The following is a 22,199-nucleotide window of genomic DNA, read 5'->3' on the forward strand; positions in this document are numbered from 1 at the left end:
CTACTGAAGCAACGTAGGAATATCATTATCCGGCAATTCATAATTGCTTTTGTACGGATAGCCGGGATCATAAGGAACAACGTCCATATGCACCTCACCGACATGAACAAACCGGTGCTGCAGCAGTTTCCTAGCGCATTCCGAAATATCCTGTGCTTCCATCACCGTAATCCGCGGATTTACACTGATTTTCACTTGAAGATTCACATAATTCCCTTGCTCAAGTGCCTTCAAATGTTCTACGCGAATGACGCCATGAACACGTTGCACTGTTTCAATAAAATTAGCGGCTTCCTCCGAAGGAAGCTCCTGCGCATTTTTAGTGTTAATAGAGCTAGCAATGAGTGAATAGCCTTTACGAAGAATTAAAACTCCGGTTAAGAGTGCAGCAATAGGATCCATATAAGATAGAGGATGCCAATAGGTACCACCCATGGATAACGAAATTCCGACTAATACTGTGATAGATGTATATAAGCTGAAACGATGACTATTAACATATGCAGCATGACTGCCATCACCTATTTTTTTAAAGTAGCGATATTGATATTGAAAAACAGCTTCTTTAAACACAATAGATACTAAGACGGTTACAAACGCCAGCTGTCCGTGTGTAGATGATTTTCCATCTGTTAAGTCGCGGATTGCAGAGAATGCGATCTGCAGTCCCCCCATAAGAATAAATACCGAAAAAAGTATAGCCAGCAGCGGCTCCTTAGTGCCCCGCCGTTCTTCGATCCGTTGCTTACTCTTTCTCCCTTGCTCAGAGCGCCACGGAAGAATATCCGCCAGTTTAGCTGCTGCATCTGCTCCGGAATACAAAGCATCCCCCATTAATGCCTTGCTCCCTGAAATATAGCCAAAACTCCCCTTAGCTACTGCCAAAGTAACATCGCTAATGATCCCTGTCCAAGCAACCGTCTCGCTTTGCGGTGATCGTTCTTTATTCATACGAGGCCCTCCTTACCAATAGCAAGTAATCTCATGATGATTCAATACACATGACATGACCCTAAAGATTTCGAAAGCCGCGTCGCATTTGACGCGGCTTTCTTAAACGTATAAGAAAAGTAGAACTTCGATGCTAATTTCTTCTAACCTTTATTCGGGCTGCTCTTCACTTTAACCTTCTCACGCTTTTTAAGCACTAACCAGAGTGGACTTGCAATAAAGATGGAAGAGTAAGCTCCGAAGAGCAAACCGATTACCATCGCAAGCGAGAACATCTTAATCGACTCGCCTCCGAACAATAACAGGAAGAACGCCGCAATAAATACGGTAAATGCAGTATAGAGAGAACGCATGAGCGTTTGAGCCACACTTTTGTTCACAAGGTGCTTCAAGTCTTCATAAGTCTTCTGTTTACCAAAACGTAAATTCTCACGGATACGGTCAAAGATAACGATCGTATCATTGATGGAATAACCGATGATCGTAAGCACCGCTACAATGAACGTCAAATCCACTTCCAAGCGGAAGATAGAGAAGAGCGCGACTACGATAAAGGCATCATGGAGCAAGGCCACAATCGATGCCACGGCGAAACGCCATTCAAAACGAATACTTACATAAATAATAATCCCCAGACAAGAAATCAGAACTGCATAAATAGCATTACGTGCCAATTCTTTAGCCATTTCAGTGTCCACGGTGTTAATTTCAAATGATGCTTTGTCATCCAGCTTAAGGATTTCAGCTTTTAGGGCTTCATCTTGAGCCTCATCAAGAACTTCGTCATAACGAATATTCACACGCTGATCACCAAACGAAATCGTCGGTTCATGATCGACATCGATTGCACTAGTTGCAGTCTTAACCTGATCCAAGTTCAAATTCTTGGATAGGGAGATGTCCACATTAGATCCAGCTTTAAAGTCAACGCTGTAATTCAGGCCAAATGTCGCCAGGAAAATCAATCCTGCTACTGTCAATGCGATAGAGAAAATATAGAAATATTTACTCAAATGTACGAAATCAAGCTCTTTCTTAAAGCGCACGGATTTCACTCTCCTTAACACCGAAGCTCTTCGGTTTGTTCAGCTTACCCGCTTTGACAAGCTGGCTAAGCAACCAGTGGGAGAAATAAAGATTCGTGGCGATACTCAGCACGATTTCTACAATCAGCACCAATGCAAAGCCTTTGACCGCACCTGTACCGAAGGCAAACATAACTGCTGCTACAATAATAGTAGTCACATTGGAGTCCATTACTGTCCGGAAAGAGGATTTATTCCCTGCCTTAACGGAGGACAGTATACTTTTTCCACTGCGCATTTCTTCCCTTATCCGTTCGTTGGTAATGATATTGGCATCGACCGCCATACCTATACCCAGAATAAATGCGGCTATACCAGGCAGCGTCAAGGTGAAGTCCGCGAAGACGAAGACCGCAATTAGCGCCCATGTATGCAAGAGCAAGGCAAAACTAGCCAAAAGACCTGGCAAACGATACATTCCGATCATGAAAATAAGGATAATCACAGAAGCCAGCAGACCTGCTCGAATCGTTTGATCAAGCGATTGCTTACCCAGGGTAGCACCCACACTTTGGGAATATTTCTCCGTCAGCTTCAGTGGCAATGCACCTAGGTTAATCGTGTCTGCAAGTTCGCGCGCTTCCTTAATTGTATAGTTACCAGAAATAGAAGCACTGCCATCGGTAAGTACTGCTTGTACCGTAGGGTCAGATAGTTTGTTCTCATCCAAGTAAATTGCGAGATTCTTTCCCAAGAGACGTTTAGTAATCTCTGCAAATTTGTCCTTGTCCTTAATCTTGATGCTGATGATTGGCTGATTCAGGTTATCCCGTCCAACTTCTGCAGCACCTTCAACAAAATCACTACCTACCAGTTCGATTTTGCTGTAAGTTCCCTCAGCGTCACCTTCAGCAGCACTACGGAAAGTCAGAACTGCAGGTTCCTTCATTTTTTTACGAACCTCGGCTTCATCCGTTACGCCCGCAATTTTCAAACGGATACGGTCCGTACCTTCAGTAGTTACCTCTGGTTCACTTGTTCCGAGCGCATTCGCCCGTTTTTCTAAGCTTTCCGCTGTCTTCAGCAGAGAAGCTCGGGACAATGCTGCTCCCGCTTCCATAGGCTCAGCATGATACAAAATCTCAAATCCGCCTTTCAGGTCAAGACCAAGTCTAACCTTGTCCAGCAGTCCAGGAGTAGTAAATGCCATAACGCCTGTCAAAACGAGCACGGTAATAAAAAAGCCCATTAGTCTCTTCATGCTCTAGCTAGTTCCCCTTTCATTAACTCAATATTCCTATTATAGCTACACGCGAAATGACCGTCAATTCACAGCATTGATAGAGCTATACTCACACAAAGAAACGGCCGCCCCTGCCTAAATCAGCAAGACATCCGTTTTAATAGGAGATGTGGAGTTATTATTCTCTTACTTTACTGCTTTATCAGGCAGTTCGCAAAAAGAAATATGTGGTTTATTGTTCAGTTCAACCCCCGATAGGCCGCAATAGTCAAATAATTCATGTAACTATTGGCTTTCAAGGAATAAATGTCGTTTACCAGCTTATGTAGGGGAGGCAAGCCTTCCTTATCATAATTACGGCTGATGCAATCCCAAATATCCTTGCTGGTTACATACTCATAGCCGAGGAGCCGGAATTCTTCAGCTTTGCTGCGGCACATGGCTTCGATTTCTTCACTATGTTGATCATGATTCCACTGTTCCGATTCCACGTGTTGACACCTCCAAAGATCGCTCATGTTCGTATGCTCACCATAGATATTCGACTCTTGTTCTTCGCTTTCCTTCTTCCGTCACAAAAAGTTAATGCCACTAAAACAAGGCATGCCGAGATAGGGGTACAGCATATCCATAAGAATAGACAAGTTCGCCAGCGTTTTATTTCATTTTGGGAAGAAGGCGTGACCTTTGAAGAAACAGAGCTTTATACAAGGAACTTTAATCTTGCTAGCCGCCGGCATCATTAATCGGATGCTTGGATTTATTCCCCGGATTGCTTTACCCCGTATTATCGGAGCAGAAGGTGTGGGTCTGTATCAGCTCGCGTATCCTTTTTTTCTTGTGCTGGTTACTGTCATTACAGGCGGGATTCCACTGGCGATAGCCAAGATGGTGGCGGAAGCAGAAGGAGAGAATCGGCCTGAAAAATCACGGCTGATTTTACGTACTGGACTTGCTCTTAGTATTGGACTTGCAATCTTCTTTACATTGGTTGCTTTGGTAAGTGCCTCATGGGTCTCCAATGTTATCTTAACAGACCATCGAGTTTATTATACGTTTATTGCCATGATCCCAATGATTGGGATTGTCGCCGTATCTGCAATTTACCGCGGTTATTTCCAAGGCAAGCAGAACATGATACCATCGGCGCTCTCCTCCATCTTCGAATCTTTAGTTCGAATATTCTTTATGCTCTGGTTCTCCTGGTTGTTGCTTCCTAAGGGTATTGCTATGGCGGCGGCTGGAGCGATGTTAGGTGTGACGGTAGGAGAAATTGGCGGAATGTTAGCGATTCTGTGGCAATATTATGTCATTACTAAAAAAGATAAAAAGCAGACAAATCCGACTCCAGAGCAACCCGCTCTCGAGCCGGAGGTTATCCCATCTGATACACAAGGTGTGAAAGCCAACTCCCCCATATTACGGCGGTTACTAGGCATATCCATTCCCGTTACGGCAAGTCGGCTTGTAGGCTCTTTTTCTTATCTGCTGGAATCTATTATTACTGTGCGCAGTCTCGCCTTGGCAGGTATAGCCGCTGCTGCCGCTACAGCTCAGTACGGGTCTTTACAAGGGATGGTTGTTCCTTTATTGCTGCTGCCCGGGGCATTAACCTCTTCACTAGCCGTGTCTCTGGTTCCTTCCATATCAGAAGCTGCGGCAAGAAAGGACTTGCCCACCATTCACAAGCGTATGCATCAAGCGTTGCGGCTTGCGCTGGTAACAGGGGCTCCTTTTGCTGTTCTTATGTATATCCTGGCGGTTCCGCTATGCAATTTGTTATATGGAAACGCGGATACAGCTCCTATGCTGAAGCTCATGGCTCCATTCGCCTTGTTCATTTATGTTCAAGCTCCTTTACAAGCTGCGCTGCAAGCTATGGATCGACCGGGCAGGGCACTCATCAATACCTTAATTGGAGCAGTAGTCAAAATCATTCTGATCGTAATACTGGCATCGCAACCTGAATATGGAATTTACGGCGCCATCATAGCCATTATTGTGAACAGCATTCTGGTTACGATGCTTCACGGATACAGTGTGGTCAGTCTTATTTCATTATCTTTAAGAGTAACCGAAACCATAAAAACCTTATGTGCAATGGTCATTATGGGAGCGGGCGTGCATTATGTATACACTTCCATTCCCATTGCAGATGTACAATGGATTCAATTTATATTTGCCTCTGCGATAGGAATGGTCCTGTATTTCGGAATCAGTCTGTTAGCTGGCCTTATCTCAATTCGTGATTTGGACCGTCTGCCGTTTATCAAACGCAGGCTCTAAAAAGCTATCTGTTGTCCAAACGGTCGACATAAATTCTGCCCTTATGATCTATGGAGCATAGAAATACATTTTTGAAATCAGATACTCCTTTTTGACGAATTTGAGTTCTTAACCAAAATCTGGTTTTTCCAATCATCTCTAAATTCTGATCCTGCACCTTGCCATCCATAATCAGAGGGATTGGAAGTCCTTCATATCTGATCTTATTCTTCGGCAGCTCTATCTTACGGTTCTTATTTCCTTTGTTATCGTCACTCTTTTTATGCTCAGCAGCTGCACTGCTATTGCCTGATGGGTTAGAGGATGAACTCCCCTTCTCTTTCTCGAATACGGTTAGCTGTCCACTAGGCTCCAGGATTGCAAATTCCACGTCAGCAGGACTGGCGATGTTCTGTCCACGCAACTGCTGCAGCAGATCATCAATATTATATCTCTGCCTACGCATTTCGCCCCGGTGCAGCTTGCCGCCAGAAATGAGTATGCTCGGTTTGCCGTCCATTAAAAGTCTGAGCTTTCTGCTCTTAAGACTGAGCTGAGCCACAATTACCTGTATCAACACCAATGTTGCCATCGGAACGACTCCTTCATAGATCGGCCGATTAATATCCTCAAGCACAAAAACAGCAATCTCAGCAATCATGATGGAGATCGTTAGATCAAATACAGACAGCTTACCTATTTCCCTCTTCCCCATGATGCGCATACACAGGAATATGAAGAAATACATCAGCACGGTCAAGAAAATATGGGTAGAGATATGCTGGAACATATAGCTTCGCTCCCCTCCATTCTCACCCGCAGACTTGTTTCCTCGGGTGGATTAATGTAACCCTATTCTGACCGCTCTGTGCAGGGAACATTCGGAAGCCGGCATATTAATTAATGGTAAAAAGGCTGCAATGCCCTTTCTTGTACTATTGGGGCAAGCCATCCCATACAATGAATAATAACTATGTTGATTCTTTTTCCTCAAAAAAACTTTAGGAGGTTGTACCATGTATTTAATCCGGCGCATGTTCTCGTGGAGAATAGCCAATCCTGTGTTATCTGGCCTATGTCGATCATTCCTTTGGATGCTGATGGGTGCGTTTGTCCTCTCACTTTTGTTATGGGGCAGCAGTCTGAAGGAGCAGGATCTCTCAATGTACACGTACATTGTACACGGCATAGCTGCAGCATTCGGAGGACTAACCGCCGGTCGCAGAGCCACGAGCAAAGGCTGGTATCAAGGAAGTCTTACAGGCGCATTTTATGGGATTATCGTTCTGTTGATCGGTTTTTTGGCACTGGACAGCGCACCCTCTGGTGTGGATCTGCTATGGGTTCTGGCAGCCGCAGCAATTGGCGCTCTCGGCGGAATGTTTGGCGTTAATTTACAAAAAAGCTAAAATTATAATTCCATTAAATTCGAAACATTCCTTGAAAATATGTTAAACTGTGATCATCTGACTTCATTAAGAGATCAAGGAGGCTTCGATTGCTTTGTTTTACCAATCAATGAACCATATTGTTTTGTACACAGTTGCATTAGTAGTGATATTAGTATGGATTGGCGCTAAACGTAATCCACTCATGGCATTGGTTGAAATTGGGAAAGAGATGCTGCGATCCTATAAGTTTTTGTTGCTGATTGCAGGAATGTTTGGCGTATTAGCCATAAATAAATATGAACTGCAAATTGAACAAAAAATGCATCTTACCTCTGATTATACGCCGTTTATATTTGGTCTAGAGGGTCATTTTGTCCAAGCCGTTCAGGATATATTCTACAGTCCATGGTTAACACCGATCATCGTCTTTTTCTACATTTTCATGCTTCAGTCTGTTCTAGCAGCATCATTAGGAGTCTATCTGTTAGATAAAAACCGGGTGATGTTATATGCCACCTGCTATGCTATTATTATCAACTATGCCTTGGCGATTCCATTCTATCTTTACTTCCCGGTAAACGAGGTTTGGTCCTATCTGCCAGCGGGCGTCAAATTTACTATGCTGGATGTATTTCCGAAATTCGAACAGGAATATAGACCGCTATCCGGTCTCAATAACTGCTTCCCGAGTCTACATACGTCCATATCTGTTACAATGGCACTTCTGGCCTTCCGTTCAGGGAACCGCCGCTGGATGGCCATCACTAGTATTTCCGCAGTTGTAATCGTCTTTGGAATTTTCTATCTGGGCATTCATTGGCTTACAGATATGATTGGTGGAACCTTGCTAGCTGTACTAGCCTCTACAGTTGGCGTTCAACTCGCCAAATTAACTTTGCGGGGACGTGAAGAGTCGCTTACCGTTCCGAGCCGCGTAACAAATGTACGTTAAAGTTAAACTGCTAAATCTTAATAACCTTAAAGATCAAAAAAGCGGTGTCCTCTCCAATGAGAAGACACCGCTTTTTATGTACTTAAATAACTCTATACTTTCTCTTCGACATCCGTCGCCACAGCGTGGCTGATGGAACCGCGATCAAAAGTCAGCTTAGTTACATCGTTGACCCGCAGAACCACGATATCATCGGAAATCTCCATGATCGTACCGTGAAGTCCTCCAATAGTAACGATTTTATCGCCCTTTTTCAGAGCTTTCAACATTGCGTTACGAGTTTTGGTCTTCTTTTGTTGCGGACGAATCAGCAAGAAGTAGAATACTACAAACATAAGGACAAAGGGACCTACCAGGCCTAGTATACTACCTCCACCACCTGCGCCAGCTGCATATTGAAACGATTGAATCATATTTCTCCCCCCTTTCAAAGTACATTAAAGCATGACTCTTAAATCAAACCCTAAAAGCCTTTAAGATTATCATATAATCCGTATTTGGCAAAAAACTCATCGCGAAAATCAAGCAGCCGATCTTCTTTGATGGCTTCACGCACTTTACGCATTAAATCCAACAAGAAGTGCAAATTGTGGTATGTCGTCAATCGAAGTCCGAAGGTTTCATCGGCTTTGATTAGATGGCGCAAATAAGCGCGGGAATAATTCCGGCATGTATAGCAATTACACTCCGGATCAAGCGGCCCAAAATCACGGGCATACTTAGCGTTGCGTACAACGAGTCTTCCCTGACTGGTCATCGTTGTTCCATTACGGGCAATACGAGTAGGCAAGACACAATCGAACATGTCTACTCCTCGGATTGATCCTTCCAGCAGCGCATCCGGTGAACCCACGCCCATCAAATAGCGAGGTTTGCCTTGTGGCAGCAGGGGAACTGTATAATCCAGCACTTCATACATTAGCTGCTTGGACTCTCCGACGCTGAGCCCCCCAATAGCATACCCCGGGAAATCCATGGAAGTCAAATCAGCCGCGCTCTGACGGCGCAGATCTTCATACATGCCCCCTTGCACGATAGCAAAAAGACCCTGATCGTTAGGACGAGCATGACTTTTCAGGCAACGTTCTGCCCAGCGCGTGGTGCGCTCCAGTGATTTTTTCACATAATCATATTCGGCCGGGAATGGAGGACATTCATCAAATGCCATCATTATATCTGAACCCAGAGAGTTCTGAACCTCCATCGCTACTTCCGGAGACAGGAATTTCTTATCCCCATTTAAATGGGAACGGAAATGAACTCCTTCTTCCGTAATCTTGCGCATGTCGCTTAACGAGAATACTTGAAACCCGCCGCTGTCTGTCAGAATCGGGCGATCCCAGTTCATGAACTTGTGCAGTCCACCAGCTTCACGAACAATATCATGGCCTGGTCTTAGAAACAGATGGTAAGTATTGCTCAAAATAATATGGGCATCCATCTCTTTCAGCTCTTCAGGACTCATAGTCTTGACTGTAGCTTGTGTGCCGACTGGCATAAATGCTGGTGTCTCAATCACACCATGTGGAGTGTGGACTCTTCCAAGTCTGGCTCCGGATTGTTTGCACGTTTTGATGTGCTCATAAGTAATTGCTGCCATAAGTTAACCCATCCTCTTACCTTAATAAATAAACATTGCATCTCCAAAGCTAAAGAATCGGTACTTCTGCTCTATCGCTTCTTCATAAGCAGCTAGAATATGTTCCCGACCTGCCAAAGCGCTAACCAACATAACCAAAGTAGACTTTGGCAGGTGGAAATTGGTAATTAGCGCATTTACTACACTGAACTTATACCCTGGATAGATAAAAATATCCGTCCAGCCGCTGCATTCCACAAGCGGACCACCTTCACATTGTCTTCCGACCGTTTCAAGTGTCCGACAAGACGTTGTACCAACTGCAATAATACGGCCGCCTCGTGCCTTAGTAGCATTTATGGTATCTGCCGTTTCTTGAGACATTACGAAATACTCAGAATGCATAACATGCTCTTCAACCTTCTCTACAGACATCGGACGAAAAGTACCGAGACCTACATGAAGGGTGATATAAGCGATATTTACACCCTTAGCCTCAATCTGTTTCAGCAATTCTTGGGTAAAATGAAGCCCTGCGGTAGGCGCAGCGGCCGATCCCTCATGCCGAGCATACACAGTCTGATATCGTTCACGATCATCCAGTGTTTCCTTAATATAAGGTGGCAACGGCATCGTTCCCAGCCTGTCCAGAATTTCCTGAAAAATACCCTGATATATGAAACGAAGCGTACGGCCACCCATATCAGCTTCATCCTCGATAACGGCACGAAGCTCATCACTAAAGATGATCACCGCGCCTGTCTTGAGCTTTTTCCCTGGCTTTACAAGTGCTTCCCAGCGATCATCCCCAAGATTCTTCAGGAGAAGCACTTCCGCCTTAGCACCAGTATCTTCTTTCACTCCAAACAATCTCGCTGGAATGACTCTCGTATCATTTAGAACAAGCGTGTCTCCGGGATTAAAATAATCAATAATATCGGTAAAATGCCGGTGAGCCAGCTCTCCATCCTCCTTATTCACTAGAAGCAGTCTAGAAGCACTGCGATCAGCGAGAGGTGTCTGGGCAATCAATTCTTCCGGCAAATGAAAATCATAAGCATCTACATTCATGGTCTGTCTTCATTCCTTAACTATAGTAACGTTCTTATAATAGTGTTGCAATATTTGCTTGTAATCATACCCGCTGTCCGCCATGCCTTTCACGCCCCACTGCGACATGCCTAGACCATGGCCGTTGCCTTGTCCAATGAACAGAAAGCCCGAGCTGTTAGTGATCACTCTGGCCGCAGAATCTCCGCCCATCACTACAGTTCCACTGCCATTCACATTAACCTTCCCCGATGCGGAAAGCACGCCAGCACTCTGCGAGCTGCTAATTGTGGCGGTAGCGCCGTCAGCGCCTAATACAGTATAACTTCCGGGTGCCACAATATCAAACAATGTACTAGGTAATCCATTAAACGCGGAGCGGAACATATCAGGATATTTCACATTCAGAGCCTGACCATTAGCTTTCACCTGAATCGCTCTTCCAGAAGGACCGCGCTGGGTGACCTGCAGGTTAGAGATGCTGGAAGGGAGCGTGCTTGTTGTTTTACCCTGCAGGCTTTTTAGAAGTTCAGCAGAGGTATACGGCCCTTTGATCCAGCTATAGCTGCCAGACTCATATACTTTATCCAGAGCCACAGCGTTCTCACCCGGATTCAGCTTTCCGACTGCACTAACACTGCTCTCAATAACTGGCAGAGGACGTATATTCACATCTTTGGTTGTAGCGGTAACTATATCGAGTCCGGCAGCGGTTTTGCTGCCCGTCAATTTAATATTATCTTCACGTGCATAACCAGAGGTACCATTCGCAAGCAGAACATAATACCACTTCTTAGCAGCAGCTGCCGAAACATCTTCAACGCTTGGAACACTAGCAAATACATCGCCACCATTCGCCCAAACCTCTGAAGGGTCAGCTGTCATACCTCCACTATTGGAAGAAAATACAGCCTCAACAACTTTACCACCACTCATCAGCACTTCACCAGCAGTAGTATCTACAGCTTTGATAATGGAGGGAGCTTCAGACCCGATTCCGTTATATACCTGACTAAGAGTGGTATCTACTACATTCGCTACATCAAAACGGTTGCCTTGGGACAGCGCATAGCTGCGGGCGGCGACAGCCTGAGCTTTTAGCGCTTCTTCTGGCCAGCTGGAGGAAACCTCTCCTCCAACTACGGCATACAAATATTGCTCCAGCGGCACTACATTAATTACAGCCAGCGATCCGCTCAAATTGCTCAGTTCCAAATTTCCGCGATATGTACGCTTGGATCTTTCCACTAACTGAATCCCAGCCTCGCTGCCTGCAGCAAGAAATTTAGCATTGCTTCCAGAAACCAGATAATGATCGGCTTGAGTTTCACTGCTAAAATCCAGTCCGGCATCCTTACGCAGTATTAATCCGGGCGAGGTCGCCACCGAAACCGTAAATTGTGGTGCCGCCGTAGACACAGCGGCTTGAACAGCTGTTAAATCACTATCGTTGGCAGCTTCGCCTACCCATACCTCTACTTGTGCACTGCCATCGTTTCCTGCCAGAAACACCTTCCAAGCATCCAAACCAGCTGCAGTGAGGCTATTAAGCGCCACATCTGCTTCCTGCTCCGAAGAATAGCGGCCAGCTGATAAATGTTTATTACCTTTCACCGCTGGGGTTTGGTCAGCAGGAATACTCAACCCTGCTTTGACTACACGGGTAAGCCCATCCTTGGCAGCTGCTTCACTAGCATAGACGCCCGTGTACAACTGATACACAGTCGCTCCATTTCTGGAGATTGCAAAAATCTGCGGTTTATCGGAGGTGGATTGGAGCTTTTTAGCTGCATCCGCTGCTGTCTGCCAGCTTGAAACCTCCATCACCTTAACTCTATATCCGTCCAGACTTATACGAATTTGCTTCTGTGCTGGGACAGATACCAAAGGAGCACTTCCTGCTTGATCCGACAGCAAAGTAAAGCTTTGCGTTGATTGCAGTGTTACTACTGGCACAGTTGATTTATATTTACTTCCAATATCAGCATAAAGAGCAACTCGTATCGTGCTATTAGAATCGGCATGACTGGCACCCGCAGGGATCAGGAAACTTCCTACAGCAAGCGCAGCCGCAAGCAATCCTTTGCTTAGCGGGGCGACCCCTCTCCATTTCCTCTTCGTATGCTTCATCCAGCATCCTCCTTTATAATTGTAGTGACGAACTAGTGCTGCTCCGGAGGGAGCGGAAGCCCTAAATGATGATAAGCGGCCGGGGTTACAATTCTTCCACGCGGACTCCGCTGCAAGAACCCTATCTGTAGCAGGTACGGCTCATATACGTCCTCAATCGTCTGACTTTCCTCACCAATCGTAGCTGCAATCGTATCCAGTCCTACAGGACCGCCGCGAAAGCTTGAAATCATAGCACTTAACATCTTGTGGTCAATACTGTCCAGACCACGTGGGTCCACCTGAAGCATCTTCAATGCTTCCCCAGAAATTTCAGGAGTTATAATTCCATCTCCGCGCACTTGAGCAAAATCACGGACCCGCTTCAATAAGCGGTTAGCAATCCGCGGTGTGCCCCGCGAACGAAGCGCGATCTCTTCTGCTGCATCGCCAACAATCTCAATGCCTAAAAGATCCGCATTTCGAGAAACAATGTAACTCAGCTCATCTATGTTATAGAATTCCAGGCGACTGACCACTCCGAAACGATCACGCAGTGGCGCAGACAGTAGTCCTGCCCGGGTTGTGGCACCTATCAGTGTGAACGGCGGCAAATCCAATCGTACCGAACGGGCACTTGGCCCTTTGCCGATCATGATATCCAGCGCGAAATCCTCCATCGCAGGATACATAACCTCCTCGACCGTGCGGTGCAAACGGTGAATCTCATCAATGAAAAGCACGTCGCCTTCCTGCAGATTCGTCAGCAGAGCGGCAAGATCGCCTGGACGCTCTATCGCAGGGCCGGAAGTTGTTCGCAGGTTCACACCCAGCTCATTGGCGATAATATTAGCGAGCGTTGTTTTGCCCAGACCCGGAGGTCCGTACAGCAGCACATGATCCAGCGCTTCGCTTCTCATTTTGGCCGCTTCTATATATACTTTCAGGTTTTCTTTCACCTGAGTCTGGCCGATATATTCTCCCAGATAACGAGGACGCAAGCTTAGTTCTACCGCCTGCTCATCCATCATCAAATTCGCGGATATAATCCGGTCATCCATTTCCTATCGCTCCCTTTCTTTAGGATGTGTACGGCTTTACTTAGCTATATATAGCAGCCCTAGTGCTTTCTTCATCAGCACATCTACAGTTCCTGTCTCTGCTCCCTCTTTCTTCAACGCGAGCCACACGCGGTCCAATTCGCTTTCGGTATAACCCAGCCCCTTAAGCGCATCCCGCGCCTCTTGCCATGCCAATCCATCCGTTGCTTCCTCCGTTGGCACTGCAAACAATCCCGTTTGCATTGAAGCCATACTGAGTCCGTCCAGCTTGTCCTTCAAATCAAGGATCATACGCTGTGCCGTCTTTTTGCCAATGCCCGGTAATTTCGTTAAGAACGTTATATTCTCTTGATAAATCGCTGAAATCAACTGATCCGGTGTTCCACCTGTCAGGATTCCAAGCGCAACCCTAGGACCGATGCCAGATACCTCTATCAGCTTGCGGAACAATTTTTGTTCCTCACGAGTCGGGAACCCAAATAATAGCGTAGCGTCCTCACGTGTTTGGTAATGAATATAGATCGTTACAGGTCCTTCTACTTTAGCAAAAGCATAAGGATTCGGGCAGAATACCCGGTATCCTACTCCCTGCACATCCAACACCACATATTCCGACTCCAAATGAACGACGGGTCCTCTTAAGAAATCTATCATTTTCGCAATACCTCATTTAATTTAGAATTAAGACTGCTCGAATGGGCATGGCATACCGCTACCGCCAGCGCATCCGCCACATCATCGGGTTTCGGAATCGCCGATAGCTTCAGCAGCAGCTTCACCATTTCCTGGACCTGCCGTTTCTCAGCCTTACCATAACCCACAACAGCCTGCTTTACCATCATAGGTGTATATTCCGAGACGGGGAGACCCCGCTGTACTGCAGCTAATATAGTCACACCGCGGGCCTGCGCCACTGGCAATGCTGTAGTAACGTTGCGAGCGAAAAACAGCTTTTCTATCGCCACAGCATCGGGTTTATATTTATCAATGAGCTGACCCATGCCTTCATAGACATGCAGCAGTCGTTCTTCTTCAGGCGTATGAGCCTCAGTCTGAATACAACCATATTGGACGGGGGTCAGTTTATGTCCTTCCTTATCCACAAAGCCAAAGCCGACGATCGCCAGCCCCGGATCAATTCCCAAAATACGCAAACACGATCTCTCCTCTATAACAGGCAGATTATTCCACCGTTTTCATCCATTCCTCCGCCATGAAGCGAACATATGTATTCCTTCTAACCATTATAGCAAAAATCGCCCTTGCGGGAGAAAAAAAGTTTACCGTTTGCAGCGAAATGGCAACTTTAGGCCTACAGCTTAGACTCTTCCCCGTTTCATTTCACACAAAAAAGCTGCCCTCAGCCATTAATAATGACTTTAGGACAGCTTTATCAAAGCTATTGCTTGTTCTGCATGACATGCTCAGCAGCTTCGCGGGCATAATCACTGAAGGTAGACAGCACACTGTTGTACTCTTCAATATCCTGAACACGAATCCCCTCATGAAGCTCTTTCCAAATATTTTCCGGCAATGAGGATTTCAGGGAACCCATATCCATTTGAAAAAAAGTCTTCAGTACCTTCTCCTGAACTGGCGGACCTTTAAACAAGGTCAAATTCCCAAACGCATCTACACCAATGTAAGCTTCATTTTTTATCATTGTCGATAAATCATTCACTTTTTGTTCCAGCCACAAATCCCCTTCTGAACTAATCCAACCGCTCCATTCAGGGTGTTCATTGATTATAGTCTTCAGCTGAAGCGGGTTCTTTACGCCCGGCAACGTCTGAATCTCTTCTCCGGACACATAGGTTGTTTTTAAATGAACGGTTCTGCTGAGCCCACTTTGGGTGATGGTTTGCAGCAGTTGTTCATTATTTAAAGTGCCCTTCTCTTTTGCCTCATCACTGTCCTCGCCTACTTTAAAGACAGCTGCGGCCAGCTCACTATCGGCACTATCCGCCCAGCTAGAATTCGTCAGCAGTCCACTGATTTCCTCAGGTACCTGCATACTGCGCCAAGCCAGTACAGTAAAAGCTATACAAGCAGCTCCTACCCAAAGCGCCTTTTTCCAACGTCTCCATCGCCGCCAAAGTTGTTTTTTTAAGCGAAACGCGTTCACGTTAATCCCTTCATTCTGGTTTTTCCCTATTGTGACCTAAGAAGGGAGCATTTATGCGCTTTTCTGTGAATAATCGACATTTCTCCAAAAATACAAGGTTGACCTTGCAGTATAGTTCAAGATTTATGGTATAACCAATAGACTATTAGTTCTTAGTGCGCTATGCCATTGGATTGGGCGATGGCGTTTGGGATGGTGGCGATGTAGGCGTTCTGCGTTTGCGTGCTGGGAGTATGTGTTCTGCGTTTGCGCGTTGTGCGGAGTGGATCTAAAACTAATTAGGGAAAAACTCCCTGAAAGTAGGAGAAATTTGCTCTAAATGAACGAAACCAGGGAATTCCTCCCTAATAAATAGGCTGTTTTCCTTATTTCCGGGGAATCAGACATAAAATTAGGGAGTTTTTCCTCAATTATATGCCTGACGACCAGAATCCTAAGAATTTCAGGGAGAAATTCCCTAATCGCTCTATAAGAGTTTTACTTTTCGCTTCAATTGAAGCATAAGCTCATTCTTCACTTTTTGTTTCACCTAGGCCGCACTCGGTGTTCACTCAGTACTCTCTCGGTACGTCACTTGAAGCATCATTTGTCATCAAATGCAGCTTCAGCTTCAAGTGTTAATTCCCTTTACCTTTGTTCAGCCCCTTCTTCGTATTAAAGTCACATTTAAGCGTTAGGAACCACCGGCAGCTTCACATGGCTCGGATACTCACGATTATGGTAAACAGTCTGCAGCACAGTAATCGCTTCTGAATCTTCATACGGATTACTGCCTGTATTTGTATTAGGGAAAGCAACGAATTTACTGGACGAAGTAATCGAGAACCGAATTCGGTGTCCCACAGCAAATCTATGGGCAATATTCGGCATGAAAATATCATATTTCTCCACCTGCCCAGGAATCAGCAGCTCAGGCGCTTCCAATCCATGACGGTATTTAGCTCTGACAATATAATTGGATAACCGGATAGAGTCCCCTTGTTCATTCACGTCACTAAGCGTAACAACCCAATCCGTATCTTTGCCAGTGCTGGCAGCATAGATAACCGCAGACAATTCTCCGGCCACAGTCAGCTCATCCGTCAGAATATCACTAGTGTAGACAAGGATATCATTGCGCAGCTCGTATTTTCGCAAATTCTCAGGCTCTCGTTCACCGCTATCATTCATAGGATCATGAGGATTATAGATATAAGTATCTTCAGGAGAATGTTCCTCAGGCGCTGCAAGCAGTTGCCCATCCCCTTGTCCTGAATTCGCTCGCCCGCCGCTGGAAAGGTAGAAGGAAGAAGTTGTGGCTTCAGCAGGTGTCCAATCCGCAGACGTTCTCCACTGATTTTCACCAACAACATAATAAGAGGCTCTAGGCTCCTGATCTATTCCATTTGGAATGCCTTTGAGGAAGCGGTCGAACCAGCGCAGCACAGAAACATCGTAATCATAGACTACAGCATCATTGCCGAAGCTCACACCTTCATAGTCTCTGGCTCTGTTAGGCCCGTGCTCCCAAGCGCCCAGACGGATTTTTCGATTAGGCACATCATGTTCTGTCAACATTCTCCATGTTTCCGATACGCCGGCGCTGTCGCCGTCATACCAGCCTGAGATAACATACATAGGCACCTGCACCTGATCACCGCGCTCGGTAAAAGTACAGTTTTTCCAGAAATCATCATACTCCGGATGCTGGCTCCACAGATCCCATGGACCTGATGTTTTGCCAATCATTTGCTGAGGGATCTCTTTAATCGGTCTTGCATCAACGGCTGCTTCCGGATTCACTGTAATGCCTCCAAAGATATCAAAATCCGTCCGAGTACCCACAGATTGAGCAAGAGTCCAAGAGAGCAATGGCCAAGAACAAAGGGTTCCCCCTTTGCGAACGGTATCAACAAATGGAGAGCCCACGTTCACTTCATCCACAACCGCCTTCAGATTCGGGTGCCCACTGGTGGCCGCCGCCACAACAACAAAACCTAGATAGGATGCGCCCCACATGCCGACGTTGCCATCCGACCATTCCTGAGCAATAATCCAGTCAATCGTATCATAACCGTCATCCCGTTCATTATAAAAAGGAATCAGTTCGCCTTCCGAATCTGCCCGACCTCTAACATCCTGCGATACTACTGCATAACCTTTATTGGCCCATCTCATAAAAATCTCTTTTTTTCCGTTGCGGTCATAACATGTTCTTACGAGAATTGTCGGCAGCTTAGTTCCCGGCTTAATGCCCTCTGGTAAAAAAACATCTGTCGCCAACTTCACCCCATCGCGCATCGGAATCAGATCAGTACCCAAATCGTTCACACCATATTCTGCCTTGGATAGAAGAGGATCGTCGTAGACCACTAACGGAGTCAGCTTCTCATAACCTGCTTTAACCATAAGCTCAATACCATACCGATTCGGCGTTAAAAAAGCGATAATTTCCCCGTCCAAAGTCACAATGTCCAGAGCCGTCTCTTTGCGCAGCGCCCATACTTGTGAGGTCAGTTCGCGGCCTTCAATCTGCGCCTGATACTGGATATGCTTTTGATAGATATCGCCATTACTCAGCACTACCTCGTCTTCTGCCCATTCTGCATTAGCATAAGCATCCAAATGTTTATGGATTTTTTGAAGCGGGAGTACGGTCTTGAACTGTCCATCCAGCACATTGTCCTGCATTTGCGTTCTTCTACGCGGATCGACCTTAGCTAGCATGATCTGTTGCTCTGTAAAATGAATTTTGCCTGTATAAACACCAGAAAAGTAGACGTTAAATGTAGATGTGTGTAAGTAGGTTGTCATCTGTTTATCCCCTATCCGCAAATTTCTTCAAATACGCGCAGCCAGTTGCCGCCCATGATCTTAGCAATATCTGCATCCGCATAACCGCGGACAACCAAACCTCTAGTAAAGTTAATAAAATAACTATATTTCTCAAGTCCAGCAACGGTTTCTGTAGAAGGTCCGTCTCCTTTGGCGAATCCAAGCTTGGGTGCGATATGTTCTTTAAAATAAACCAATGACCAGAGCACATCGCTCATCGGCCAATCCGTTCCAATTCCGACATGATCCACGCCTACAAGCCGGATTACATATTCGATATGATCCAGCACATGGTCAATAGTTGTATGTTTAGGATCTTCATGAACAAACCAAGGCATAGCAAAAATACCAATAACTCCACCCGTCTTGGCTATCGCGATAATCTCCTCATCACTTTTACAGCGCATATGCGGATAGATCGCCTCTACACCCGTATGTGAAGCAATCACCGGAGTTGTGGAATAAGCGCAGGCATCTAACGTAGTCTGTTTCCCGCAATGCCCCGTATCTACAATGATCCCCAGCTTGTTCAAGCGTGCAATGAATCTTTTTCCGAAATTAGTGACCCCGGCGTTTGATTGTTCTGCACAACCCGCCCCAATCTGGTTCTGATTGTTGTAGGTCAATTGTAGAATTCTTAATCCGAAGTTATAAAGTACATCTAATTGATCGAGATTCGTGCCCAGACCATCCGTTTCTTGTGCTGTGATAATGCCCGCTTTATAACCATTACGCTTGGCAGCACGTATGTCTTCGGCAGTTAAGGCTTTGATTAACCAATCTGCAGAATCAAATTGCAGCTGTACCTCTGCCATGCTTGTAATGATGCTGTCTAAGGATTCCAAATGAAGTTCGCGGTTCCCTGCTGTAATTCCAGACTTGTACCACTCTTCTTTATACTCAGGGATCTCTCCGCTCGCAGATAGCTTTGTGATGATTTTTGCAGGCATACTGCTGTATACCATTGGCTCATCTTTATAAGGCTCACATAATTCTTTGATTCTGTCAGAGATAGAGTCTGGAATCGCGCTTGGAGATAAGGGACCTTGAAACAGCAGATCGATAATAATGTTCTGCTCATGCAAGCGTTTAGCCCGCTCCTCCTCTTGCTCCGTCAACTTGAAATCATACAGGCCTTCATAAGTGCTCATCGTGTAGTCGCTCCTTAGAATGCAATTTCAGTGCCTTTATGTAATCTAACAGCTTCATTATATATAAAATTAGCTGCTGCTAAATCCTCTATGGCCAGCCCTAATCCTTTAAAAAGAGTTATTTCAGCCGCGGACCTTCTGCCCTCCATAGTGCCACTGATCAGCTCACCAATCTCCCCGACAATATGATCTGCTGTGATTTTGCCTTCGTTCAGCGGGATTAAATAATCCCCAGATTCATTCTGAGCGGATTCCAGCCGATCTACATATAACTTAGCTAATTGGACGGTCTCCGAATCCAGCTCACGATCATTTGGTCTACATGCGCCAACAGCATTGATATGTACACCCGGTTTCAGCCATTCTCCCTTGAGCACAGGTTCGGTGGATGCTGTCACGGTACAAATGATATCCGCTGCGCTGACTGCCGCTTGAACTGTCTCGGCAACAATGATCTGCACATCATATTTTTGGCTCATCTCCATTTGAAAATCCTGTGCCTTTGCGAGTGTCCTGCTCCATACTTTTACCTCGCGGATGGGTCGAACCCGCAACATCGCTTCCAGATGACTTTTTGCTTGTTCCCCAGTTCCAAGAAGAGCAAGGATTTCGGCATCCTCTCTGGCCAGATATCGGGTTGCTGCTGCACTGACTGCCGCCGTACGAATGGCTGTAATCTTTTGTCCATCCACTATAGCTTTCAGAACACCCGTAGATGAATCGAATAGGGTAACAAGACCTTGATGAGAAGGCAGGCCTGAACCATGATTGCTGGGAAATACACTGATGATTTTGGCACCAGCTACCTCTTCATGCTGCAAATAACCCGGCATTAAGCCGAGCAGATTGCTCTTTTGTAAAGGAAGCACTTGTCTTAAGCTTTGTACCGCTTGTCCAGCGGAAAGAGCCTTCAAAACAGATTCCATAACGGAGATGCAAGATTCCATAGCTAACAGTTCGGCCACTTCATTTTGATTAATGACTAGCATAAGACGGACCTCCTTCTCCTCATCATGATTGCACGAACGCGAATATAAAATTTTTCTTACTATCATAACTTATCCGGTTTAAATATTCATGTATAAAGCTGGAAGGCAAAATTTGTCCTGACCCGAGTTATTCTCTATACTTAATATAGTACGTATTATATTTTAAGGAGCTGACTATTGATTATGGCTAATAAAATAACTTTAGGAAAAACCAATCTGCAGGTTCTCCCGCTGGGTCTGGGTGCCAATGCTGTTGGCGGGCATAATTTATTTCCGGGTTTAAATGATGAAACCGGCAGAAATATTGTGCGCAGCGCTCTGGATCATGGGATTAATTTTATTGATTCCGCCTTTATTTATGGACCAGGAAGATCCGAGGAACTGATTGGCGAAGTGCTGAAGGAAAGAGGCGGCCGCGACAATGTGGTCATTGCTACTAAAGGCGCTCACGTGATTACCGGTGACAAGATTACACTCGACAACTCTCCAGCCTTTCTAAGACAGTCTGTAGAAGACAGCTTGAAACGCCTCCAGACCGATTATATTGATCTTTACTATATTCATTTCCCTGATGAAAGCACACCTAAGGACGAAGCTGTAGGTGAACTTAAGAAGCTGAAGGATGAAGGGAAGATTAGAGCCATCGGGGTGTCTAACTTCTCCATTGAACAGCTGAAAGAAGCCAACAAAGACGGTCATGTGGATGTTCTTCAATCCCACTACAATCTGCTGCATCGTGATGCGGAACAAGATTTGCTGCCTTATACGCAGGAGTATGGCATTTCTTTCGTGCCCTATTTCCCACTTGCGTCGGGTCTGCTGGGCGGCAAATATAAGCAAGGCGATACATTCAGCGACATTAGAAAAAATGACCCGCTATTTCAAGGGGAGACCTTTGCCAAGAATCTGGAGAAGGTGGACAAGGTTCGTCAGATTGCCAATGCTAAAGGTGTCGAAGTCGCACATGTCGTACTTGCCTGGTATTTGACCGTACCTTCCATAGATGCGCTTATTCCGGGCGCCAAACGTCCTGAGCAGATCGTTTCCAACTTAGAGACGCTGAAGGTGCAGCTGACACCAGAAGAGATCAAAACTATAGATTCCATATTTAAGGCGTAATCTAGCCTCATTAGATTAAGGGGTTGTCCCATGGCCACGAAATGGCTGCTGGGGCAGCCCCTTTTGTGCTTGGGTTCATCGGATGATTCGGGTTAGATAGTTCGATTGCCACGATTCGTAAGATTCGTCATTCGTTCGTTTTATTTCCTTCGTACGTTCGGTCGACCTATCACAGCTCCCCGCACAATGCCCCTATCGGACACAGTTGACCCTTAACGCAGCATTATTGCACATTTGGAATTCCAACGGACCTCATAGCCTCTATTGGCACAAAATACACCTAATATGAACCTTTTTCTAAGCAATAACGTCTCTGGGGTCCGAAACCCTGCTGAAAAGGCGATAAATTTGCATATAACGTCATCTGGGTCCGTA

The 22,199-nt window shown here is 45.7% G+C and carries 20 protein-coding genes; 4 read left to right on the forward strand and 16 right to left on the reverse strand.

All coding sequences use genetic code 11. The features are described 5' to 3' along the window. The 4 genes from MHI15_RS07535 to MHI15_RS07550 all read right to left on the reverse strand — a co-directional run bounded on the left by MHI15_RS07535 (nucleotide 1) and on the right by MHI15_RS07550 (nucleotide 3,710). Nucleotides 1-951 (reverse strand): cation diffusion facilitator family transporter, encoded by a 951-nt coding sequence (locus MHI15_RS07535; protein ID WP_036677651.1) that lies wholly within the window; start codon nucleotides 949-951, stop codon nucleotides 1-3. 143 nt (nucleotides 952-1,094) lie between these two features. Further along, entirely contained in the window at nucleotides 1,095-1,997 is a 903-nt protein-coding gene (gene secF / locus MHI15_RS07540) for a protein translocase subunit SecF (RefSeq protein WP_052097271.1), read from the reverse strand. Next, a complete protein-coding gene (gene secD, locus MHI15_RS07545) occupies nucleotides 1,987-3,237 on the reverse strand; it encodes a protein translocase subunit SecD (protein WP_036677653.1) in 1,251 nt (416 codons plus the stop codon). The genes secF and secD overlap by 11 nt, the downstream gene beginning before the upstream one ends. A 221-nt stretch (nucleotides 3,238-3,458) precedes the next feature. Next, a complete protein-coding gene (locus MHI15_RS07550) occupies nucleotides 3,459-3,710 on the reverse strand; it encodes a post-transcriptional regulator (protein WP_036677655.1) in 252 nt (83 codons plus the stop codon). 196 nt (nucleotides 3,711-3,906) lie between these two features. Between MHI15_RS07550 and spoVB the strand changes: the two genes are divergently transcribed. Continuing rightward, nucleotides 3,907-5,505 (forward strand): stage V sporulation protein B, encoded by a 1,599-nt coding sequence (gene spoVB / locus MHI15_RS07555; protein ID WP_076185511.1) that lies wholly within the window; start codon nucleotides 3,907-3,909, stop codon nucleotides 5,503-5,505. Between the two features lie 4 nt (nucleotides 5,506-5,509). Here the strand turns inward: spoVB and MHI15_RS07560 are convergent, their stop codons facing one another. After that, nucleotides 5,510-6,274 (reverse strand): DUF421 domain-containing protein, encoded by a 765-nt coding sequence (locus tag MHI15_RS07560; RefSeq protein WP_076130399.1) that lies wholly within the window; start codon nucleotides 6,272-6,274, stop codon nucleotides 5,510-5,512. 226 nt (nucleotides 6,275-6,500) lie between these two features. Here MHI15_RS07560 and MHI15_RS07565 point away from each other — a divergent pair, with 226 nt between their 5' ends. Both MHI15_RS07565 and MHI15_RS07570 read left to right on the forward strand, forming a co-directional pair. Then, complete coding sequence (locus MHI15_RS07565; protein ID WP_036677660.1) at nucleotides 6,501-6,893, forward strand: TIGR04086 family membrane protein; 393 nt, start codon at nucleotides 6,501-6,503, stop codon at nucleotides 6,891-6,893. Between the two features lie 94 nt (nucleotides 6,894-6,987). Next, on the forward strand, nucleotides 6,988-7,827 hold the full coding sequence (locus tag MHI15_RS07570) for a phosphatase PAP2 family protein (protein WP_248549480.1): 840 nt from the start codon (nucleotides 6,988-6,990) through the stop codon (nucleotides 7,825-7,827). 92 nt (nucleotides 7,828-7,919) lie between these two features. Here the strand turns inward: MHI15_RS07570 and yajC are convergent, their stop codons facing one another. The 11 genes from yajC to MHI15_RS07625 all read right to left on the reverse strand — a co-directional run bounded on the left by yajC (nucleotide 7,920) and on the right by MHI15_RS07625 (nucleotide 20,705). Continuing rightward, nucleotides 7,920-8,240 (reverse strand): preprotein translocase subunit YajC, encoded by a 321-nt coding sequence (gene yajC / locus MHI15_RS07575; protein ID WP_038572999.1) that lies wholly within the window; start codon nucleotides 8,238-8,240, stop codon nucleotides 7,920-7,922. A 50-nt stretch (nucleotides 8,241-8,290) separates the two neighbouring features. Beyond that, nucleotides 8,291-9,427 carry a tRNA guanosine(34) transglycosylase Tgt gene (tgt, locus tag MHI15_RS07580; RefSeq protein WP_036677666.1) on the reverse strand — a complete coding sequence of 379 codons (1,137 nt, stop codon included), beginning with the start codon at nucleotides 9,425-9,427 and terminating at the stop codon, nucleotides 8,291-8,293. Nucleotides 9,428-9,448: 21 nt separating this feature from the next. After that, nucleotides 9,449-10,477 carry a tRNA preQ1(34) S-adenosylmethionine ribosyltransferase-isomerase QueA gene (gene queA, locus MHI15_RS07585; RefSeq protein ID WP_076130401.1) on the reverse strand — a complete coding sequence of 343 codons (1,029 nt, stop codon included), beginning with the start codon at nucleotides 10,475-10,477 and terminating at the stop codon, nucleotides 9,449-9,451. 9 nt (nucleotides 10,478-10,486) lie between these two features. After that, complete coding sequence (locus MHI15_RS07590; protein WP_076147855.1) at nucleotides 10,487-12,586, reverse strand: SpoIID/LytB domain-containing protein; 2,100 nt, start codon at nucleotides 12,584-12,586, stop codon at nucleotides 10,487-10,489. A gap of 32 nt (nucleotides 12,587-12,618) precedes the next feature. Then, nucleotides 12,619-13,626: a Holliday junction branch migration DNA helicase RuvB gene (ruvB, locus tag MHI15_RS07595; RefSeq protein WP_036677672.1), complete on the reverse strand. Its 1,008-nt coding sequence runs from the start codon at nucleotides 13,624-13,626 to the stop codon at nucleotides 12,619-12,621. Between the two features lie 36 nt (nucleotides 13,627-13,662). Continuing rightward, the gene (gene ruvA / locus MHI15_RS07600) at nucleotides 13,663-14,280 is read right to left on the reverse strand and encodes a Holliday junction branch migration protein RuvA (RefSeq protein WP_036677675.1); all 618 of its coding nucleotides are present in this window, start codon (nucleotides 14,278-14,280) and stop codon (nucleotides 13,663-13,665) included. Beyond that, the gene (gene ruvC, locus MHI15_RS07605; RefSeq protein ID WP_036677679.1) at nucleotides 14,277-14,780 is read right to left on the reverse strand and encodes a crossover junction endodeoxyribonuclease RuvC; all 504 of its coding nucleotides are present in this window, start codon (nucleotides 14,778-14,780) and stop codon (nucleotides 14,277-14,279) included. The genes ruvA and ruvC overlap by 4 nt, the downstream gene beginning before the upstream one ends. A gap of 245 nt (nucleotides 14,781-15,025) precedes the next feature. Then, nucleotides 15,026-15,751 (reverse strand): BofC C-terminal domain-containing protein, encoded by a 726-nt coding sequence (locus MHI15_RS07610; RefSeq protein ID WP_076130403.1) that lies wholly within the window; start codon nucleotides 15,749-15,751, stop codon nucleotides 15,026-15,028. 666 nt (nucleotides 15,752-16,417) lie between these two features. Further along, the gene (locus MHI15_RS07615) at nucleotides 16,418-18,544 is read right to left on the reverse strand and encodes a CocE/NonD family hydrolase (protein ID WP_248549478.1); all 2,127 of its coding nucleotides are present in this window, start codon (nucleotides 18,542-18,544) and stop codon (nucleotides 16,418-16,420) included. A gap of 11 nt (nucleotides 18,545-18,555) precedes the next feature. Next, nucleotides 18,556-19,716 (reverse strand): dipeptidase, encoded by a 1,161-nt coding sequence (locus tag MHI15_RS07620; RefSeq protein ID WP_340011097.1) that lies wholly within the window; start codon nucleotides 19,714-19,716, stop codon nucleotides 18,556-18,558. 14 nt (nucleotides 19,717-19,730) lie between these two features. Beyond that, nucleotides 19,731-20,705, reverse strand: a complete 975-nt coding sequence (locus tag MHI15_RS07625; protein WP_341164294.1) for an ornithine cyclodeaminase family protein — start codon at nucleotides 20,703-20,705, stop codon at nucleotides 19,731-19,733. Nucleotides 20,706-20,888: 183 nt separating this feature from the next. On the opposite strand from MHI15_RS07625, the gene MHI15_RS07630 reads away from it, so the two are divergent. Beyond that, nucleotides 20,889-21,824 carry an aldo/keto reductase gene (locus MHI15_RS07630; protein WP_341164295.1) on the forward strand — a complete coding sequence of 312 codons (936 nt, stop codon included), beginning with the start codon at nucleotides 20,889-20,891 and terminating at the stop codon, nucleotides 21,822-21,824. The last annotated feature ends 375 nt before the right edge of the window (nucleotides 21,825-22,199 follow it).

Source organism: Paenibacillus sp. FSL H7-0918, from assembly GCF_038007025.1.
Lineage (GTDB): Bacteria > Bacillota > Bacilli > Paenibacillales > Paenibacillaceae > Paenibacillus_AQ > Paenibacillus_AQ odorifer.

What these genes read in the sequence shown, in the direction of transcription:
- MHI15_RS07590 (WP_076147855.1), bottom strand. Translation starts at nt 12,586, where the DNA reads ATGAAGCATACGAAGAGGAAATGGAGAGGGGTCGCCCCGCTAAGCAAA.
- MHI15_RS07620 (WP_340011097.1), bottom strand. Translation starts at nt 19,716, where the DNA reads ATGAGCACTTATGAAGGCCTGTATGATTTCAAGTTGACGGAGCAAGAG.
- yajC (WP_038572999.1), bottom strand. Translation starts at nt 8,240, where the DNA reads ATGATTCAATCGTTTCAATATGCAGCTGGCGCAGGTGGTGGAGGTAGT.
- MHI15_RS07535 (WP_036677651.1), bottom strand. Translation starts at nt 951, where the DNA reads ATGAATAAAGAACGATCACCGCAAAGCGAGACGGTTGCTTGGACAGGG.
- MHI15_RS07615 (WP_248549478.1), bottom strand. Translation starts at nt 18,544, where the DNA reads ATGACAACCTACTTACACACATCTACATTTAACGTCTACTTTTCTGGT.
- MHI15_RS07630 (WP_341164295.1), top strand. Translation starts at nt 20,889, where the DNA reads ATGGCTAATAAAATAACTTTAGGAAAAACCAATCTGCAGGTTCTCCCG.
- tgt (WP_036677666.1), bottom strand. Translation starts at nt 9,427, where the DNA reads ATGGCAGCAATTACTTATGAGCACATCAAAACGTGCAAACAATCCGGA.
- MHI15_RS07625 (WP_341164294.1), bottom strand. Translation starts at nt 20,705, where the DNA reads ATGCTAGTCATTAATCAAAATGAAGTGGCCGAACTGTTAGCTATGGAA.
- MHI15_RS07565 (WP_036677660.1), top strand. Translation starts at nt 6,501, where the DNA reads ATGTATTTAATCCGGCGCATGTTCTCGTGGAGAATAGCCAATCCTGTG.
- queA (WP_076130401.1), bottom strand. Translation starts at nt 10,477, where the DNA reads ATGAATGTAGATGCTTATGATTTTCATTTGCCGGAAGAATTGATTGCC.
- MHI15_RS07560 (WP_076130399.1), bottom strand. Translation starts at nt 6,274, where the DNA reads ATGTTCCAGCATATCTCTACCCATATTTTCTTGACCGTGCTGATGTAT.
- secD (WP_036677653.1), bottom strand. Translation starts at nt 3,237, where the DNA reads ATGAAGAGACTAATGGGCTTTTTTATTACCGTGCTCGTTTTGACAGGC.
- ruvA (WP_036677675.1), bottom strand. Translation starts at nt 14,280, where the DNA reads ATGATAGATTTCTTAAGAGGACCCGTCGTTCATTTGGAGTCGGAATAT.
- ruvB (WP_036677672.1), bottom strand. Translation starts at nt 13,626, where the DNA reads ATGGATGACCGGATTATATCCGCGAATTTGATGATGGATGAGCAGGCG.